The organism is Neisseria elongata subsp. elongata (assembly GCF_900113545.1).
Taxonomy (GTDB): Bacteria; Pseudomonadota; Gammaproteobacteria; order Burkholderiales; family Neisseriaceae; genus Neisseria; species Neisseria elongata.
Window position 1 is genome coordinate 16,258 of record NZ_FOPS01000001.1, and the last position, 19,024, is coordinate 35,281.

Annotated in this window: 15 protein-coding genes and 1 pseudogene; 6 read left to right on the forward strand and 10 right to left on the reverse strand. The window is 55.7% G+C overall.

Annotation, left to right across the window (positions count from 1 at the left end):
- Positions 1-14 precede the first annotated feature (14 nt).
- Positions 15-227, reverse strand: coding sequence for a hypothetical protein (locus tag BM261_RS00085; RefSeq protein WP_074894031.1), 213 nt, complete (start codon positions 225-227; stop codon positions 15-17).
- Between the two features lie 328 nt (positions 228-555).
- Here BM261_RS00085 and BM261_RS00090 point away from each other — a divergent pair, with 328 nt between their 5' ends.
- Positions 556-1,368, forward strand: coding sequence for a S24 family peptidase (locus tag BM261_RS00090; RefSeq protein ID WP_240317883.1), 813 nt, complete (start codon positions 556-558; stop codon positions 1,366-1,368).
- Positions 1,369-1,580: 212 nt separating this feature from the next.
- Positions 1,581-1,690: pseudogene (locus BM261_RS12190) on the forward strand (IS5/IS1182 family transposase); the annotation flags it as partial.
- Between the two features lie 19 nt (positions 1,691-1,709).
- Here the strand turns inward: BM261_RS12190 and dinB are convergent.
- From dinB to rraA, 6 genes are all read right to left on the reverse strand, one after another.
- Positions 1,710-2,774, reverse strand: a complete 1,065-nt coding sequence (dinB, locus tag BM261_RS00100; RefSeq protein WP_074894038.1) for a DNA polymerase IV — start codon at positions 2,772-2,774, stop codon at positions 1,710-1,712.
- A 93-nt stretch (positions 2,775-2,867) separates the two neighbouring features.
- Positions 2,868-4,169: a hemolysin family protein gene (locus BM261_RS00105; RefSeq protein ID WP_074894040.1), complete on the reverse strand. Its 1,302-nt coding sequence runs from the start codon at positions 4,167-4,169 to the stop codon at positions 2,868-2,870.
- An 82-nt stretch (positions 4,170-4,251) separates the two neighbouring features.
- Positions 4,252-4,605: a DUF5713 family protein gene (locus BM261_RS00110; protein WP_074894042.1), complete on the reverse strand. Its 354-nt coding sequence runs from the start codon at positions 4,603-4,605 to the stop codon at positions 4,252-4,254.
- Between the two features lie 88 nt (positions 4,606-4,693).
- Positions 4,694-6,175 (reverse strand): phosphate acetyltransferase, encoded by a 1,482-nt coding sequence (gene pta, locus BM261_RS00115; RefSeq protein WP_074894044.1) that lies wholly within the window; start codon positions 6,173-6,175, stop codon positions 4,694-4,696.
- Positions 6,176-6,345: 170 nt separating this feature from the next.
- Positions 6,346-6,765 (reverse strand): OsmC family protein, encoded by a 420-nt coding sequence (locus BM261_RS00120; protein WP_074894046.1) that lies wholly within the window; start codon positions 6,763-6,765, stop codon positions 6,346-6,348.
- A gap of 3 nt (positions 6,766-6,768) precedes the next feature.
- On the reverse strand, positions 6,769-7,260 hold the full coding sequence (gene rraA, locus BM261_RS00125) for a ribonuclease E activity regulator RraA (protein WP_074894048.1): 492 nt from the start codon (positions 7,258-7,260) through the stop codon (positions 6,769-6,771).
- 235 nt (positions 7,261-7,495) lie between these two features.
- On the opposite strand from rraA, the gene tsaD reads away from it, so the two are divergent.
- Both tsaD and BM261_RS00135 read left to right on the forward strand, forming a co-directional pair.
- A complete protein-coding gene (tsaD, locus tag BM261_RS00130; protein ID WP_074894050.1) occupies positions 7,496-8,569 on the forward strand; it encodes a tRNA (adenosine(37)-N6)-threonylcarbamoyltransferase complex transferase subunit TsaD in 1,074 nt (357 codons plus the stop codon).
- A 67-nt stretch (positions 8,570-8,636) separates the two neighbouring features.
- Positions 8,637-9,215, forward strand: a complete 579-nt coding sequence (locus BM261_RS00135; RefSeq protein ID WP_074894053.1) for a tetratricopeptide repeat protein — start codon at positions 8,637-8,639, stop codon at positions 9,213-9,215.
- A 296-nt stretch (positions 9,216-9,511) separates the two neighbouring features.
- Here the strand turns inward: BM261_RS00135 and BM261_RS00140 are convergent, their stop codons facing one another.
- The 3 genes from BM261_RS00140 to BM261_RS00150 all read right to left on the reverse strand — a co-directional run bounded on the left by BM261_RS00140 (position 9,512) and on the right by BM261_RS00150 (position 12,200).
- Positions 9,512-10,633 carry an NADH-dependent flavin oxidoreductase gene (locus tag BM261_RS00140; protein WP_074894055.1) on the reverse strand — a complete coding sequence of 374 codons (1,122 nt, stop codon included), beginning with the start codon at positions 10,631-10,633 and terminating at the stop codon, positions 9,512-9,514.
- Positions 10,634-10,687: 54 nt separating this feature from the next.
- Entirely contained in the window at positions 10,688-11,026 is a 339-nt protein-coding gene (locus BM261_RS00145; protein ID WP_074894057.1) for an RNA polymerase subunit sigma, read from the reverse strand.
- A gap of 97 nt (positions 11,027-11,123) precedes the next feature.
- Entirely contained in the window at positions 11,124-12,200 is a 1,077-nt protein-coding gene (locus tag BM261_RS00150) for an HlyD family secretion protein (RefSeq protein WP_074894613.1), read from the reverse strand.
- A gap of 244 nt (positions 12,201-12,444) precedes the next feature.
- Between BM261_RS00150 and BM261_RS00155 the strand changes: the two genes are divergently transcribed.
- Together BM261_RS00155 and BM261_RS00160 are read left to right on the forward strand one after the other, a co-directional pair.
- Positions 12,445-15,156, forward strand: a complete 2,712-nt coding sequence (locus BM261_RS00155; protein ID WP_074894059.1) for an FG-GAP-like repeat-containing protein — start codon at positions 12,445-12,447, stop codon at positions 15,154-15,156.
- A 324-nt stretch (positions 15,157-15,480) separates the two neighbouring features.
- Entirely contained in the window at positions 15,481-18,849 is a 3,369-nt protein-coding gene (locus tag BM261_RS00160) for a TonB-dependent receptor domain-containing protein (RefSeq protein ID WP_074894061.1), read from the forward strand.
- The last annotated feature ends 175 nt before the right edge of the window (positions 18,850-19,024 follow it).

Consider the following 19,024-nt stretch of genomic DNA (forward strand, 5'->3'; position numbering starts at 1 on the left):
CCTCCTGTTAAATATTAGACGGGGCGGATGAAATTCCACGTATCGGCACCCAGTCCGGCAGCGCATGCGTCGTAATAGTTACCGCCAAACACTTCTTTTTTACCGTTCAGCCATACAATCAGGTGCTTTTTGGTTTTTCCACGCCCTTGGGCAAAGATTCGCCCTACCGTGCTTTCCTGATTTGTATTCCAATCATTCATTCTCATAACATTTGCAACATGTTTCATTTTTTAAGTCCTTTCGCATTTGTTGAATATTTCAATAAAACTGCTTAATCGGCCGTCTGAATCATTTTCAGACGGCCTGTTAAACAGTCTCCTTCCTGACGGGTCGAATACCCGTCTTTTTCGGCTTTTTTCCAAATTGTTAAAGAGCATCGCAAAATCGGCTATACTTCTTTAAAGCTGTCGTTTCGCTGTTTTTAAAATTATATAGCTTGGAAAAATCATTGCAACATAAATTTCCAAGTAATTTCCAAGATTTTAAATATAGTATTGATTTTAATATGAAAATAATTTCTAAGATTTTTTCTATGTTTTTAGATGGAGCATGGAAATGAAAAATTCAAAATTCAGTATTTCGGAAATTCAAAATTTAGTTTCCAAGAATGATTTAAAAAGCCTTCCCCTTACAGTACGCGCCATCCAGTACAGGGCGGAAAAAGAAAACTGGGATTACGAAGAAGTACCGACTCAGGGTGGTAAAAATGGATTAAAGAAAATTTACACGCTCCCTGCATATCTGATTGATGAATTAGAGAAAAATGATTTAATACCCCAGTCTGAAATAATATCTTCGCCAAAACAGCCCGCACCTGCCAAATTGCACCGCCCCTATTTAAAAACTGGCAAGCATGCGGCAGGCGAACCAGTTGCTTCCTTCATGCAGCCCATGGTGGATGGTTACGACGATTGGGCGGAGCAGCAGAATACGGATTTAATAGTGCCCGTGCGCTACCATACCAACGTATTCGGCAGCGCGGGCAACGGCTACGAGATGCTGGAAGAGGTCAATACCGAAGCCATGTGGTTCCGCCGTTCGTTCTTCGACGTGCTGGGCGTGCCGCCCGCCCGCTGCTTCTGCACCCGCGTCAAAGGTAACAGCATGCATCCCACGCTGACAGACGGCGGCACGGTGCTGTGGCAGATGACGTCGCGTTATATGAGCGAAGGTATCTACCTATTTCGTCAAGTCGGAGAACTTCGCATTAAGCGTTTGCAGCAAATCAACAGCTTTACTTTCCGCATTATCAGTGACAACCCTAACGACACTCTTTATCCGATTACGGATTTAGATTTGCGCGAAATGCAGGATTACGAGTTTGAGATTTACGGCCGCTACCTGTGGGATTGCAGCATTAAGCTGTGATGGCTTTTGATGACTTTGTGATAAGTCCCATGACAAAAATCGCGCGAAACTGTCAGAACTTTGACAAGTTTTGCGCGATTTTTTGCATTTTCAAATTTTGTCGGGTTTTCTTCTATTTTTCTGTTTTTATTAAAATTTCACCCTTTTTTTTCTAATTCCCCACTATGACAAAACTAACACCTCCCCACACCTGTATCTGCCGATGACGGCACAGGTATAGTGGATTAAATTTAAATCAGGACAAGGCGGCGAGCCGCAGACAGTACAAATAGTACGGCAAGGCGAGCCAACGCTGTACTGGTTTAAATTTAATTCACTATATTTTGAAACAACGCTGTTTTTCAGACGGCCTGCCATAAATCCTGCTGCCGTCCGCGCGGTTCGAGGTGGCCGACCCCGAGTCCGATCAGGCGGTAATCGATGTCGGAGGCATGCGGAATCCGCCCCGCCAATTCTCGGGCGGCGGATAAAAGCGCGGCGGAATCGGGCAGGGGGGAAGAATAGGTCAGGGAACGGGTGATGATGCGGAAATCGGCGGTTTTCAGTTTCAGCGTGACGCCCCGCGCCTCGGTTTTCCTGTTTTGCAGCTGCTGCCACAAATCATCGGCCAGATGTGGCAGGTGGCGGACAATCAGGGCAAGCGGCAGGTCTTCGGGCAGGGTGATTTCGGTGGAGATTTGCAGGCGTTCGCGTTCGGCTTTGACGGGGCGGTTGTCGATGCCGTAGGCGAGGTCGTGGAGGCGGTAGCCCCATTTGCCGAACAGGTTGGCCAATTCGCCGGGGCTGTGCCGGCGCAGGTCGCCGACGGTGTTCATGCCCAGCCGCTGCATCTTCTGCCGCGTAACTTTGCCGACGCCGGGGATTTTGCCCAGCGGCAGGTCGGTTAAAAAGGCCTCGACTTTCTGCGGCGGCAGGACGAACTGGCCGTTGGGCTTGTTCCAGTCGGAGGCGATTTTGGCCAAGAATTTGTTCGGCGCGACTCCTGCCGAGGCGGTCAGGCCGGTTTCGGCGAGAATGTCGGCGCGGATGCTGCGGGCGATGTCGCTGGCGTAGGGGATGTTTTGGTGGTTGAGGGTAACGTCCAAATAGGCTTCGTCCAGCGACAAAGGTTCGACAAGGTCGGTATGCCGTCTGAAAATGCCGTGTATCTGCCGCGACACGCTGCGGTAGAGGGAAAAATTCGGCGGCACGAAAACCGCTTGCGGGCAGAGGCGTTTGGCGGTGGCGGCGGACATGGCGGAATGCAGGCCGAAGCGGCGGGCTTCGTAGGAGGCGGCGCAGATGACGGAACGCGCGCCTTCCCAAGCCACGACGACGGGCAGGCCTTGCAAATGCGGCTGTTCGCGCAGTTCTACCGAGGCGTAGAACGCGTCCATATCGATGTGGATGATTTTTCGCTGCTGCATGGTGTGTATCGGCTTGAGGCCGTCTGAAAAGGTGTCGCGGGCGGACGGGCTTATCCGATGTCGTGCTTTTTCTTTTTTTCAGACGGCCTCTGACTATATCCCGTCCGCTTCATTATTTTGTTTGGAAACAAGAAGCTGGTCGATTTTCAGATTTTCGGTGTCGATGATTTCAAATTTATAGCCCGCGTAAACCAGAAAATCAGTGCGTTTCGGGATTTTGCGCAGGGAATACATCATAAAGCCGGCGATGGTTTCGTAGTTTTCCGAATGGGGAAATTCCTCGATGTCCAGTGCGCGCATTACGTCGGCGAGCGGGGTCGCGCCGTCCACCAGCCAAGTATCTTCGGTACGGCGGATGATTTGCGGCTCTTCTTCGGTATTGACCAGCTCGCCCATGACGATGCTCATCACGTCTTTCAGCGTAACCACGCCGACCACCAGCGCGTATTCGTTCACCACTACGGCAAAGTCTTCGCCGGAAGTTTTGAAGGTTTCCAAGACATCGTAAAGCGACAGCGTGTCAGGGATGAACAAGGCTTTGCGCAGCACGCGCTTGTCGGTCAGGCGGACGTCTTTTTCTTTTAAAAACAATGTCAATAGCGTATGAGATTCGATGTAGCCGATGACTCGTTCCAAATCGCCGTCGCACACCAAGAATTTGTTGTGCGGTTTTTCCGACATGATTTCCAACACGGTATCGCTGCCGTCGTTTTTATCAAAATAGGCGATGTATTCGCGCGTACTCATGGTGGAAGTCACCGTGCGCGCCTGCATGTCGAAAATATTTTCAATCAGGTAGTGTTCCTGCTCTTTCAACACACCTGCCTGCGCGCCCGCATCGACGACGGCGTAAATGTCTTCCGAAGTCAGCTGCTCTTGGCGGACGGTGGAAATTTTGAAGAGTTTGAATATCGCGTTCGCCAGTCCGTCAAATGTCCAAACGAAAGGCTTTAGGATAAAAATCAAAAACATCATCGGCCGCACGATGCGCACCGCCACCGCTTCGGGATGGGTCATCGCCATGCGCTTGGGCATCAGGTCAGCAATCAGGATGAAGCTGCTCGTAACCAGCGCGAACGTCAGCAGCGACGCGGCGGTACTGCCCCAACTGCCCGCGTTTGCCAACAAACCGCCGAAATAAGGGCGCACCGCCGCTTCGCCGACGATACCGGCGAGAATGGCGACGGCGTTCAAACCGATTTGGACGACGGTGATGAAACTGCCCGGCTGCTGCTGCATATTGAGTACGTCCAGCGCGCGGGTGTCGCCGCCGTCTTTTGCCATGACTTGCAATTTAATTTTGCGCGCCGAGGCAAGCGCGAGTTCGGAACAGGAAACGAATGCGCTGATGACAATCAGCAGGACCAATAACAATAAGGCTTCGAGAATATTCATGAAAAATGGTGTGTGTTGCGGAAGGGCTATTTTAACATCAAAGGCCGTCTGAAAAATTCAGACGGCCTTTTCCCGGCCTGACTTACCAATCCCGCGGGGCAACCAGTTCTTCGATGTCCGCATCTTCAAAGCCGTAGCTTTGGGCGATGTATTCCATATCGGTGGCAATCGTGTCTCTGGCGACGGTTTCGATTTCGCTGCCGCCTTCGTCAAATTCTTCGGCCAGTTCGTTGAAGCGTTCGGTAGCTGCGTGGGTCAGTTCGTATAGGGCGTCGAGATTTTCCGGCTGTTCGGTTTCGATTTGGCGGCACAGTTCGACTAGGATGTTTTCTCCTTTTTGCACCAGTTCGGCAGGGAAATAATCGTCGTCATACATATCCTGCAAAAAGGTGTGGTCGGCCAATTCGGGGTTGTTCAGTGGATGACGGGTAGTCATGGGGTTTCCTTTCGGTTTGGGGGTTTTTGAAAAAGGCCGTCTGAAAACGGGCAAACCCTTTCAGACGGCCTATTACATCAATTCATTGTTATTTCGCAATTTGGGTTGCCTGAATCGCAGTCAGGGCGATAGTGTAGACAATGTCTTCCACCAGTGCGCCGCGCGACAGGTCGTTTACCGGTTTGCGCAGGCCTTGCAGCATCGGGCCGACGCTCAAGACGTTGGCGTTGCGCTGAACGGCTTTATAGGTGCAGTTGCCGGTGGTCAGGTTGGGGAACACGAACACGTTGGCTTTGCCGGCCACGGGGCTGTTCGGGGCTTTGGATTTGGCCACGCTTTCCACCACGGCGGCATCGTATTGCAACGGGCCGTCCACGGCCAGGGCAGGGGCTTTTTCTTTGACCAGCTTGGTCGCTTCAATCACCAAATCCACATCGGGGCCGCTGCCGGAATCGATGGTGGAATAGGAAATCATGGCCACGCGCGGGTCTATGCCGAAGGCTTTGGCAGACTCGGCCGATTGGACGGCGATTTCGGCCAACTGTTCGGCAGTCGGATTCGGATTCACCGCGCAGTCGCCGTATACCACAACCTGCTCGGGCAGCAGCATGAAGAACACGCTGGACACAATGCTCGCGCCGGGGGCGGTTTTAATCAGCTGCAAGGCGGGGCGGATGGTGTTGGCGGTGGTGTGTACCGCGCCGGAAACCAGGCCGTCCACATCGTTTTGCGCCATCATCATGGTGCCGAGTACCACGGTGTCTTGCAGTTGTTTGCGCGCGTCTTCGGGAGTTAAGCCTTTGGATTTGCGCAGTTCGCACATCGGGGCGACGTATTGTTCGACCAGTGTGGCGGGATCGATGATTTCCAGCGACGCGGGCAGGGCGATGCCTTTTTCTTTGGCAACGGCTTCGACTTCTTCGCGTTTGGCCAGCAGCACGCAGCGGGCCAAACCTTTTTCATGGCAGATGGCGGCGGCTTGGACGGTGCGCGGTTCCGCGCCTTCGGGCAGTACGATGCGTTTGTTTGCCTTGCGGGCGGCTTCCATCATGTTGTAGCGGAATTGCGCGGGCGACAGGCGGACGGCTTGTTCGGCGGCCAGTTTTGCCACGCCTTCGGATGCGTCTGCGCTGCCCAGATAGTCCAAACCGGCTGCTTGGGCGGCTTCGGCCGTACCGCCGACCACGCCGGCAAATTCGATGTTGCGTCCGGCAAACGACGCTTTGGCCATCTGCAGGCGTTCGGTGGTGGCGTGTTCGTTGCTGACGGCGAAGACGACGCGGGCGTTGAACGCGGTGGCTAGGCCGTTGTTTTGGCGGCTCAGGAAGATATAGGCATCGTTCGGGGTGATGCCTTGGATGACGACGTTTTCCTTACCCAGCGCGGCGGCGCGGCCGACCAGCAGGTCGAACCAGTCGTCCGCTTTGCCTTCGGCCGCCAGGCGGACGGCTTCGTCGGCATAGTCCATTGCGTTGAATACCGCGGCATTCGGCAGTTTCGCCGCGATATTGGCGGCGGCTTTGGCCGCATCAACATGCGGGCAGACGGGGATAATCAGGGTGTAGGCCATGTTTTTGTCCTTTCAGGGAAGTTGTTCGATACCGGGGTATCGGTTTCAAATATCAGTGGAACGACCGATAAGCTGATGGGTACGGCCGATTGGGGGGATTTCACTATAAACTATAAAACGTTCAGGCCGTCTGAAAACCGAAGCAGGCTTTCAGACGGCCTTTTTGCCGTTCAAACGCATTCGACGATTTCAAAACTGTGGCTGACGGCGGCGGCCTTGCCCAGCATAATCGAAGCGGAACAATATTTCTCCGCCGACAGCCGAACTGCCTGGGCAATCGCGCTTTCTTTCAAATCCGTGCCGAACACTTTGAAATGAATATGGATTTCGGTAAACACGCGCGGGGCTTCGTCGGCGCGTTTGGCCGTAACCGTGGCGCGGCAGTCGCTGACTTTCTGCCGCTGTTTTTCCGCAATCATCACCACGTCGATGCTCGAACAGCCGGCCACGCCCAACAGCAGCATTTCCATCGGGCTGGGGCCGCGCTTCACGCCGCTTTCCGCCGCCGCGCCTTCCATGACCACGCTGTGGCCGTTTTCAGTGGTGCCCACGAAGCAGAGGCCGTCCAACCATTGCGAAGTTACCTGCATGACTTACTCCTCTCCGATGGGTTGGGGCGAGACCAAAATACCGTCGGCATCGCTGTAAAGGTAGTGGCCGGGGATGAAGTCCACGCCGCCGAAACTCAGCACGACATCGGTTTCCCCCGCGCCGTCTTTCGCGCTTTTGCGCGGATTGACAGCCAAGGCCTTCACGCCGAAATCCAGTGTGTTGATGGCTTCGCTGTCGCGGATGGCGCCAAGGATGATTGCGCCGGCCCAGCCGTTGGCCGCGCCCGCCGAGGCAATCAAATCGCCCATCAGCGCGCTGGCGGCGGAATATCCGCCGTCCACCACCAAAACTTCGCCGTCGGAGCGGCTGTTCATCAGTTGCTTGATCAAACCGTTGTCGCGGAAGCATTTGACGGTGCGGATGCGGCCGCAAAAGCGGCTGCGGCGGCCGAAGCTGCGGAATTGGATTTCGCACGACGGCGTGTCGGGTGCCAAATCGATTAAATCGGAGGTGGCGAATTCGAAGGTCTGCATATGCGGCTCCTGAAGTTGCGGGCTTTGACAGACGGGCATTATATAGAAACGGCAGGCCGTCTGAAAGGGGAGGGCGCAGGCTTTGCCGGCCGCCGTCACGCCGTTTCAGACGGCCCCGATAAGCCGCGTCGGGCAGAGAGGGAACGGCAGGCCGTCTGAAAAACCGGCCTGATTCCGCAGCGGCTTTGCGTTACAATACCGGCCCTTTGTTTTCCATCCGCATCGGACACGCATCATGCTGGTACTCGGTATCGAATCTTCCTGCGACGAAACCGGCGTCGCCCTTTACCACAGCGAAGGCGGACTGCTCGCCCACGCCCTGCACACCCAAATGGCCATGCACGCCGAATACGGCGGCGTGGTGCCCGAGCTGGCCAGCCGCGACCACATCCGCCGCCTCGTGCCGCTGACCCGTGCCTGCCTGCGCGACGCGGGCAAAGACTATGCCGACATCGACGCGGTAGCCTTCACCCAAGGGCCAGGGCTGGGCGGCGCGCTGTTGGCCGGTTCGAGCTATGCCAACGCGCTGGCCTTCGCCCTGAACAAACCCGTCATCCCCGTCCATCACCTTGAAGGCCACCTGCTTTCGCCTTTGCTGGCGGCCGACAAACCCGCCTTCCCCTTCGTCGCCCTGCTGGTATCGGGCGGCCACACGCAGTTTATGGCCGTGCGCGGCATAGGCGATTATGTGCTGCTAGGTGAAAGCGTGGACGACGCGGCGGGCGAAGCCTTTGATAAAACCGCCAAACTGCTCGGCCTGCCGTACCCGGGCGGCGCGAAACTGGCCGAACTGGCCGAACACGGCCATCCCGAAGCCTTTTCCTTTCCCCGGCCCATGCTGCATTCTAACGACTTGCAGATGAGCTTTTCCGGCCTGAAAACCGCCGTCTTGACCGCTGTGGAGAAAGTACGCGCCGAACACGGCGGAATTGCCGAACAAACGCGCAACGACATCTGCCGCGCCTTTGAAGACGCGGTTATCGAAGTATTGGCCGCCAAAGCGGAAAAAGCCCTGCGCGACACGGGCTTCCGCACGCTGGTTGTCGCGGGCGGCGTAGGCGCGAACAAAAAACTGCGCGAACGCTTGAGCCGTTTGACCATCCGTCCGACGCAGGGCAAAGGCCGTCTGAAAAAGCCCGCCGAATCCGTGCAAACCTATTTCCCGCCCATGGAATACTGTACCGACAACGGCGCGATGATTGCCTTTGCCGGTGCGATGCGGGCGGAGCAGGTGGTGGTGGCGGGCGGTTTCAACGTCAAACCGCGCTGGCCGCTGACGGACATCGTAAAAAGCGCGGAGGCCGTCTGAAAGCCGAATTTGGGATGGGCAGCCATTTGATGTTTTTTAAATCCGACTTTTCTTTTCTTATCAGGCCATGAATCACCGTCAGAAAATCAAGCGATTCCGCCAGCGTATCTACGCCCTGCCGCGTGTCCGTTACCGCAGCCTTAATCCGCGATGCGCCGTGCAAATCGAAAACAACGGCGCACGTTGGCTGCACGCTTTTGCCGTTTGGCGCAAACTTGCCCGCCGAGGCAGCAGTGATGCCGAAATTCAGGCCGCATACTTTTACGGCATCGCCAAATGTAAAGGCAAAGGCCTTCCGTGCCGTTTCGGCAGTCTCGGCGGACGACATGCCGAAGTGCTCGCAACCGCCTGCTACCGCCGTGCAGCGCAAGCGGGCAACAGGCAAGGGCAATATCTGCTGGCCTGCATCTACCACAGCTTCGGCACTGCCGGCGACACCGCCCAAGCCATCGCCTGGTATGAAAAATCCGCCGCACAAGGTTACGGCTACGCCGCCTGCAACCTTGCCTGCATCTATGCCGACGGGGAAGGCGTCGTTGCCGATCCCGTACTCGCCGAACATTACCGCAGGCTTGCCCATCAGTATCTGGCCGACGATGCCGATTTGGCCGAATTGGATGCACTCGTTCAACGGGAATGCGGCTGAAAACCATTGCGTCCGATAAGGCGGGATGTTTTTCAGGCTGTCCGTATTTCCTTTTTCAGACGGCCTCTCGGCCGCCATCTGGCCAAATATGTTTATCACGAGGAAATCAAAATGCGCTCTGTCCTTTTGCTGCGTGGCATCAATGTCGGCAAAAACAATAAGGGGCTGTCCTAGATAACTAGGACAGCCCCATAGAAAAAGCAGCCTGCATTCGGATGACTTCCAGTGCAGGCTGCTTTTTTATTTTCAGATGGCCTCTCGGCTACCAAAAGGTTTTAAAAGGCCGTCTGAAACGCTCAAATATCCACAATCCGATGTTCCATCCCTTTCACCGGCGGCAGCCATGGCGAGTTGGTCAGGCAGCGTTGCCACAGCGGATCGGGCAGGCGGTAATGGTCGGCACGGTCGGGATCGAGTGCGGTTTGGATGTCGGCATCGCGGTTTTCGCGCACTAAATCGGCCAAATCGGGGTTAATCATCACGGTTTTGCCCAGCGCGATAAACTCCGCCCAGCCGGTGTCAAACGCTTTGGCGATGTCGCTGCCGGTGTAGAGGTTGCCCACGCCGATTAAGGGTAGGCGGCCGGCGATGCGTTCGTGCAGCAGTTCCATGCGGGTGCGGTTGGTATCTGCGCCGCGTCGGGCGTGTTTGTAGAAATCCCATAGCGAAACGTGCAGATATTGCAGCGGTTTTCGCACCAATTCGTCTATCAGCACGAAGGTGTCGGCCATGGTGATGCCGGTTTCGCCGGACTCTTCGGGCGAGAAGCGGTAGCCGAGGATGAAGTCGGGTTTGGCGTGTGCTTTCACGGCAGCGGCGACGGCATCGACCACGGCCAGCGGGAAACGCAGGCGGTTTTGCAGGCTGCCGCCCCATTCGTCGGTACGGCGGTTGGTTTGGGCGGACACGAATTGTTGCAGCAGGTAAGCGTTTGCGCCGTGGATTTCCACGCCGTCAAACCCGGCCTGCACCGCGAGGGTGGCGGCATTGGCATAGGCGGCGATGAGCTGTTCGATTTCGGCGGCGGAAAGTTCGCGCGCGCCGCTGGCTTCATCGGAGGACGGGGCGACGATGTCGGCGGAAAGCTCTTTGGGGGCGAATTTGCCGCCGTGGTGGATTTGCAGGATGGCTTTCGCGCCCTGTACTTGGGCGATTCGGGCAACTTCGCGCAGGCTGGGCAGGTCGTCCTCATTGATGGCGTACGGTTGGCCGTGAAAGGTTTTGCCGTTGGCCTGCACCAATGTGGCGGCGGCGATAAATAGGCCGAAGCCGCGGAAGCGGTTTTGCAAGAACGTGCGCTCTTGGTTGGTTATGTGGCCGTTTTCATCCGAAGCGAAGTGCGTCATGGGAGCAACGGCGAGGCGGTTGGGAACGGTGGCGCCGTTGTTGAAAGTGTAGGGCTGGAAGACGGGGTTCATTTTGTTTCCTTTCTTATGAAACGTGTTGATGCTTTTTTGATGGTGCGCGTGGAATCACGGTTTGCCGGCATTGGAAAAAATATTTGCTAAGGTTTTCCCAAATGAATTGATGTCGATATGCGAAACAATATCAATGTCGATATGCTTTTCAATTTTCAGAGCTTCCTGAATATCGGCCCCGAAATCGAAGGATAAAATCCGATTGTTTAACGTATAGGCAACATTATTGCTTTCAATCGAAAAAGTCTGTTCGTTAAACTCAAGGTATATTTCATCATCTTCATCAGGATTGAACGTGAGGGTGAAATAACGAAAATCCCCCAAATCAAAATAAACATACGATAAGCCTTCATCGTCAGACTCATCAAACAATATCTTTTCCGGTTTCCACATGGTTGATTTTAATTAAGATTGGCCGGGTCTCAAACCTATATTCTGGCTTGCGGTATTTTTCAGACGGCCTCCAAAGGGTATGGAGGCCGTCTGAAAGCTATTGCGGCAGTTTTATCGCCAATGCGGCAGGCCATTGAGCTGCGGCATCGGTTTTCACAAAACCGTTGCCCGCCATACCGCCTTTGAGCAGGCGGTCGTATTTTTGCGCCGTTTCGCGCGGTACTTGCAGTTTTACCTTAAACATCAGCTTGGCACGTTCGTCGGTGGTTTCTACCGCTTTGGGCGTGAATTGAGCTTCTGTGGCGATGAATTTGATTTTTGCCGGGAAAACCGCATCGATGCCGTCGAGTTTGATGCGTGCTTCGTCGTTTACTTTCAGACGGCTGATGCTGTCGGTAGGCAGGAAGATGTTCATGGAGACATCGGCCGGATCGAGCAGGCTGGCCACTTTCGAGCCGGAGGCCACCACATTGCCGACTTCGGCGATGGTGTATTCCACCCGTCCGTCTATCGGCGCGCGGATATTCATGTCGTCGTTGGCGGACGAAGCCGATTTGACGGCCGCTTCCGCCTGTCCCACGCTTGCCCGCGCTTCGGCCGCTGCGGCACGGCTTTGCGCCACGGTGGCCTGTGCTTCCGCACGGGCGGCTTCGGCAGCCTTCACGGCGGCAGTCGCGCGTTCGTAATCGGCCCGGCGGCGGGCGGTTTCGGATTCCGATACCAGTTGTTCCGACAGCAGGTTGCGGGCATTGTCCCATTCCATTTTCGCCACGCGCTGCTGCTGCCGTGCGGCTTCGATGTTGGCTTCGGCGCGGGCGACGGTACGGCGCGTTTGCTCTTCCGCCGCTTTGGCCCGCTGCACGCTTTCACGCTGCCTGTCGGCGGCGGCGCGCGCCTCTTCCACGCGGCTGCTGCTGGTGTCGGACGAGAGTTCGGCCAGTATGTCGCCCGATTTTACATCCACCCCTTCTTCCACATACACTTTTTCCACCCGTCCGGGATACAGGGTGGCCACGTCGATGCGGTTCAGCTCCAGCCTGCCGTTGGACTGCGCGACAAATGCGGGCAGGGCTGCGGCCTGTTGCTGCCTGTAATAAAAATAACCGCCCGCCGCAACGGAGGCAATCAACGCGCCGGCAAGGATTTTCTGTTTTGAAACGGCTTTTTTCGTCATGGTTTTCGCAATCATGTAATCATGTTATCAAGCGGATGCGGGATAATGTTATACCCCCGCCGGGAGGGTTTGACAAGGATGTGCCGCAGGCGGGCGTAGATACGGCAAACGGTTGAGGCCGTCTGAAAACATATCGGGCAGGAAAATCGGGTGGTAATGTTTTCAGGCGGCCTGTTGTTTGAAAATGGTCCGCCGGGTATGTTGCTGGGCTATAATCCGCTTCTTTTGACTTCCCCCGTTTGCCATGATTGCTTTCGACCGCCTTCCCGCCAAAAACGACCCCCGTTTGCCCGTGTTGCTGCTTCAGGCCACTTTCGTTACCTGCGGCATCACGTTTTGGGGTTTCAACCGGAGTCCGGCCCAGGTTGGGCTGATTCTGCTGATTTGCGTTACGTTGGACTGTCTGCTGCATTATTTGTTGCGGCGTAAAACCCTGCTTGTCCCGATTAGCGGCCTGATTACCGGCCTCGGCCTGTCGGTGCTGACCAATTTTTCCCACGGCCTGTGGCTGGCCGCCATACCGCCGTTTTTTGCCACCGCGTCCAAATACGTTTTCACGGTAAACGGCCGCCATATCTACAACCCGGGCCTGTTCGGCGTGATTGCCGCACTGGTGTTGAGTGACGGCATGATTACGCCCGCGCCCGCCTATCAGTGGGGTGGGGCGGGCATCACGGCCTTTTTTATCGCCACCGCCGCACTGATGCTGTTTGCCCTCAATATCCGCCGCAGCGTGTTGATCAGCTGCTTTTTGCTGTTTTACGCGCTGCAACTGTCGCTGCGCGCCTGGCTGCTCCGCCACCATATTCCGCCGCAAACGCTCTTTATGGGCGCATTTTCCTCGCCGGCGTTTTACCTGTTTACCTTCTTTATGATTACCGACCCGCCCACCTCCGCCGAATCGCGGAAAGGGCAGGTGTTTATGGCGTTTTTCATCGTTTTCGTTGATTTGCTGCTGCATAAATTTCAAAGTTTCTCCACCCTTTTCTATTCCGCTTTCGCCTACATGACGCTGCGCGGCTTGTGGCTGCTCTGGCAAAACCGCAGCCAATACCGCAATCCGTTGCCTGCGCTGAAGCAGTTTGCCAAAGCCTTGCTGCTGACCGGCCTGATTGGCGGCACCGGTTGGGGCGCATACCGCCTCACCCATGCTTATAGTGCGGACGAAGTAACTTTCCGCTTCAGCGAAATCCCTTCTTCGCAAAGCGGCATCGGCGGCACGAAAGGCGACATCTGGGAGCGTACCGACCCGCGTATGCAGCATGTGGCCAAATGGCTGTTGTCGGTGGGTGATGCCGCCGCCGTCGCCGATGCGGACAACGACGGCCTGCCCGACGTTTTCCTGACCCAGCCGCTCAAAAGCGAACAGGACCGCGCCCAGTTGTTCCTGAACAAAGGGAACTTCCGTTTCGAACGCTTCCCGCTGCCGCAATTGGACGACCATCGCAAACATCCCGAAACCCACGGCCTGATTTCCTCGGCCACCTGGTTCGACATGGACAACGACGGTGACCAAGACCTGCTGCTCGGTATGGGCTTCGGCAAAGGCCGCCTACTGCGTAACGATTTGAAGGAAACCGGCACGCTCGGCTTTACCGAAGTCGGCAGCGGCAACGCCGTGGACGACTATCAAATCAGCGTTGCCACCAATGTTTTGGATTACGACAACGACGGCCGCCTCGACATCATCATCGGCAACGTCATGCAGCGTTATCTGCCCGGCTACGACCGCACCGTTCCCTACAACATCTTCAAACTGCCACAACCCGAATACCGGGGCGACAGGAGGATGTTCAACGTCATGCACCGCAGTTGGCACGACGCAAACAATGCCGACGAAAACCTGCTGCTGCGCAACTTGGGCGGCGGTCGCTTCGCGCAAATCCCCAACAACGAAAACGGCTTTAGCGGCAAACGCTGGACAATGGCGGTCGCTACGGGCGACTTGAACGACGACGGCTTTGCCGACCTTTACATCGCCAACGATTTCGGCCCCGACGAGCTGTACATCAACGAGCAGGGCAAACGCTTCCTGCCCGTTAAAGGCAGCTTTGCCGGCTCCGTCGGCCGCGACACCTACAAAGGCATGAACGCCACTTTCGGCGATTTGGACGACAACGGCCGTCCCGACATCCACGTTTCCAACGTGCATGAAAAATTACAGGCCGAAGGCAGCCTGCTGTGGATGAACTACAGCAAGAGCGGCCAAACCGATGCCGCCATGTTCAAAGACGAAGCCGCCCGCCGCAACGCACTCAACGAACGGCGGTTCGGCTGGGGCGCGGCTTTCGGCGACCTCGACCGCGACGGCCGCCTCGACATCGTGCAGGCCAACGGCATGGCCGACGATGCCTACGACAAAAAAGAGGCCGTCTGCCCCGATTATTGGTATTGGAACGCCCAAATCGCCCTGACCAACCCCGACGTGCACGGCTATGCCGACCGCTGGGCGGACGTGCGCGGCCGCTGCGTCTTCGGCTTTGAAGCCAACCGCGTTTATTTGAACAAAGGCAGCTATTTCGTCGATGTTGCCGAACAGGCCGGCTGGAACAAAAAAGGCACGTCGCGCGGCATGATACTGGCCGACTTCGACAACGACGGCGACCTTGACAGCCTCGTAACCCACATGACCGCCGCGCCCTCGCTTTACCGCAACGACAGCCGGCCCGCAGGCTGGGTAGGCGTGGAACTGGTCGGCAACGGTCAAACCTGCAACCGCGACGCGCTGGGCAGTAAAGTCGTCCTTGCCGCAGGGGACAGCCCGACCGGTGCCGCGCAACACCGCGAAGTTTATGCCAACAACGGACTGGCCGCCCAAAGCGACCGCCGCATCCTCTTCGGCTTGGGCGGCAAAGGCAGTGGCGAAGTCAGCCTGTCGGTACGCTGGTGCGGACGCGGGGATGCCGAAACATTCAAATTGAAACCCGGTCAGTATCACCGTATCGAACAGAAATAAAAAGGAGGCCGTCTGAAAACTGTTTTCAGACGGCCTTTTTGTTACAGTGCATATTATGGGATAGCCGAACCTTGTTTTCAGCCGATGTGCGGCAAGGCTTCATAAACTAACGGTGGATGCGTATTTGAATTTGCCCATATCGGTGTTTTACTAAAATTAACAAAATTAATTCTCTATTTAGATAATCATAAATAATGAAATAAAACAATATTCCCAAAATGAATCATATGGTTTTGTATATTTTTATAGCATCATATCAATTGATAATTGATAATTTTTGCATTAATATTCTGGCATTCACATTTTCTGACAAAGATTAAACTTATGGTCAAACTTCCCTCCCGCCCAACCATCCTCGCCGCCAGCCTCGCGGGCATACTCACCGCCCTGCCTGTCCAAGCAGCTGACACAACCGGCAACCCGCCCGCCGAAGTAACCGAAAGCAGCAACATCGAAGCACTCACCGTTACCGGCAAACGCAGTGTCGACCAAAAAGGTGCGGACGACGTGTTTTATAAAAACGTTTCCAGCGTCTACGCCGGCCGCGAATATCTCGAACGCTACCGCACGGATGCCGCCGGCGACGTGTTCAAAGGCTTAAACGGCGTGTACAACATGAACACCCGCAACGCCGGCAGCGCGATTACGCCCAATATCCGCGGCATCAGCGGCAAAGGCCGCATCCCCGTTACCATCGACGGCACGGAGCAGACCGTGGACGTGTGGATGAACAACTACGGCATCGCCGACCGCAATTATGTCGATCCCGCCTTGTTCCGCAGTATTACGGTAGAAAAAGGCCCGGCCATGACGCGCGGCGTGAAGTCCGGCGTGGGCGGCGCGGTGTCCATCCGCACCATCGAGCCTGCCGACATCATCCCCGAAGGCAAAAGCTGGGGCGTGGAAGTGAAAACCGAGTTTTCCAACAACACCGCCGAGCCCATCCATAATTTCAACGACTATTTGGGCAAGGATTACCGCACCTTGCCGGGCAATCCCACCGCGGACGGCGCGGGCGGCTTGATAGGCGGAAGCATAGCTTTTAGTAGTCTGAATTTCTACGGTACGGATAACGACAAACCGCGCACGGGCAGCCGCTTTTCTGATTTCAAAAACGACCGCAATCTGCTGTTTTCCGCCGCCTTCAAAACCGATATTGCCGACGGCCTCGTTGCCTATAGCGACCGCCGCAAAGGCACTTATTTCAGCGGTAAAGGTGGGTTTGAAGGCTATCAGGGCAACAGCGTGCTCTCCGACAATCCGCGTGCCGGGATGTCTGAAACCCTAATTCCCGATATGGCCGAGCTCTACCGCCCGGGCGAGCAAGTGCCCAACAGCAACGTGGCCAGCCGCAGCCTGCTGCTGAAAAACAACTGGTATCTGCCGCGCAACCAGCAAATCAACCTGCGCTATATGGACACCAAAGTCCGATTCGGCGAGATAAACCCCTTTATCAACTCAATACTGATCGGTTATAGCGGCCTGTGGAACAATGCCAGCAGAAAACGTTATGAAATCGTGCCGATACAGGGGATTGATTCCGATATCCGCAGCCGTACCTACAAACTCGGCTACCAATGGCAGCCCGAAGGCAGCCGCTGGATAGACCTTAAAGCCGACATCTGGCGCGTGAATACCACCAGCACCCGACACCAAAGCGGCGGCGCGGATTTGGCCGTGCCATACGGCGATGCCAAATACGATGCCTGGGCGCGCTGCTTCCGCCACAATGTAGAGCCGGATCTGGCTCGCGGTTACAGTTGCCAAGATTTGATTGACGAAGGCTACGACCGCAACACCCCGCCCAATGATCCGCCCATTATCGATGGCGCAAACACCGTTTTTTCCGGCTCGCGCCAAACCACCAAAGCCACCCGTACCGGCTTCAACATCAGCAACCGCACGCACTTAAGCGACAAATTCAGCCTGACCCTTTCTGCCCATCATCAATATGAAAAACTGGACGAATCCAGCATAGTGGCGCAAAACGACAAAGACTTCTTCGGCATTATGGATGCTGCTACCATGCTCACTAAACTTTCCGGCCCGCGTGCCGGGCGGCGCAAGGAATGGGGTGCGCAACTGAGCTTCGACTGGCGGCCGACTTCGCGCCTGAAAATCGAAGCCGGCATCCGCTACGACCGCTTCTGGGCGGTTGATGACGTACTTGCCCGCGCCCGCGCCCGCCGCGACCCCGCTTATGCCATCGGCCAAGGTGCGGATGAAGTGGTTACTGGCATTGCCTTCCCTTATCTTCAAATCATGAGTCCGGAAGAAATCGATGCCTACAACCGCGCCCAAGTTGAGCTGCAAAACCGCCCGAACGATTGGGAAGAAATCTACCGCGACTTCTACCGCCGCCACGGCTTCTTCCCCGATGGCACCATTTCACGCCACAATCAAGACGGCAACACCAGCTATGTCGATAGCAACGGCCAATACCAGGCTTTTGATGAAAGCCAAACCGTGCTCTACCGCCCGATGCCGCCGAGGATTTCCGAATATCGCAGCCGAAAATTTACCGGCCCCGTTTTCGAAAACGGTATGTTTGAACAACGCGTGGCAAACCCGCAAGGCAGGCAGGGTAATTTCTACCGTTACTTGCGTGCCGAAGAACAAAGCTTTCATTATTCTAATGATCCTAATGCGGGACTGGGCATTACCGGTGCCAGCTACAGATATAGCCGATTTGTTGAAAATGGGGAGTCCGGACAAACGGACTACCGCAAGATACGCCAAAGCCGTGCCAACGTCGATAATATGAAGGAGGCTGAATATGTCTATCTCCCGCTTGACGAGGATACCAAGTATCCGCCAGCCCAACGTTTAAACAGCTCGGCCTGGTCGCCCATGATCGCCCTCAGCTACGACCTGACCGACAACAGCCGCCTGCACCTGCGCTGGGCGCAGATGAGCCGCTTCCCCAGTATTTATGAAGTAACCAATATGACTTTCGGCTTCAATACCCGGCAGCCGCTTTATCAAACTTTCGACCTCAAACCCGAGCGCAGCACCAACTGGGAAGTTGGCTACACTTACAACTTCGCCCCGTTGTGGCACAAACTGCGCGAAGGCGACGTACGGCTCACTTATTTCTCCAATAACATTAAAAACGTTATCGACACCAATTTTGATAAGCAGGTTATCCAATACGACCGCAAAATTACCCAAGGCATCGAGTTGCAAAGCCGCCTCGATTTCGGCCGCTTCTTTATGTCGCTGGGCGGCACTTACCGTTTAAAACAAGAAACCTGCGATGACAACCTCTCCTTCGCCTACGATATGTACTACAACAGCGTACCCGCCTGCATCGAAGGCGGCATCGGCGCCACGCGGTTCTATCAATCCATCCAGCCCAAATACTCCATTAATTTAGACTTGGGCGTGCGGCTGTTGGGCGAAAAACTCGAGCTCGGCATCCGCGGCATCCACCACAGCCGCCGCAACAGCAAGCAGCACGATCAGCTCATTACCGACGGCTTCGGCTACCTGCTCGATTCCACCGGCCAAGCCTATCACTGGCATGCCTCCACCATCTGGGATACCTACGTCCGCTACCGCATCGGCAACAAACTCAGCCTCAACCTCGGCGTGAACAACCTCACCAACCGCTACTACCTCGACCCGATGAGCAACGTCCCCACGCCCGGGCCGGGCAGGACAGTAACGCTAGGCATTAAAGCGAAGTTCTAGCCATCCGCCAGATACGGTTTAGGCCGTCTGAAAAGGTTTGTTCTTTTTCAGACGGCCTTTTGTCCATGTCAGCTGCTCCCAATGAACACCCGAACCCCGACAATACCGCTCCATCTTTCATGGATGATGAGTAGGGAGAGGGAATCCCCACTGTTTTCAGACTGCCTTCATGCAA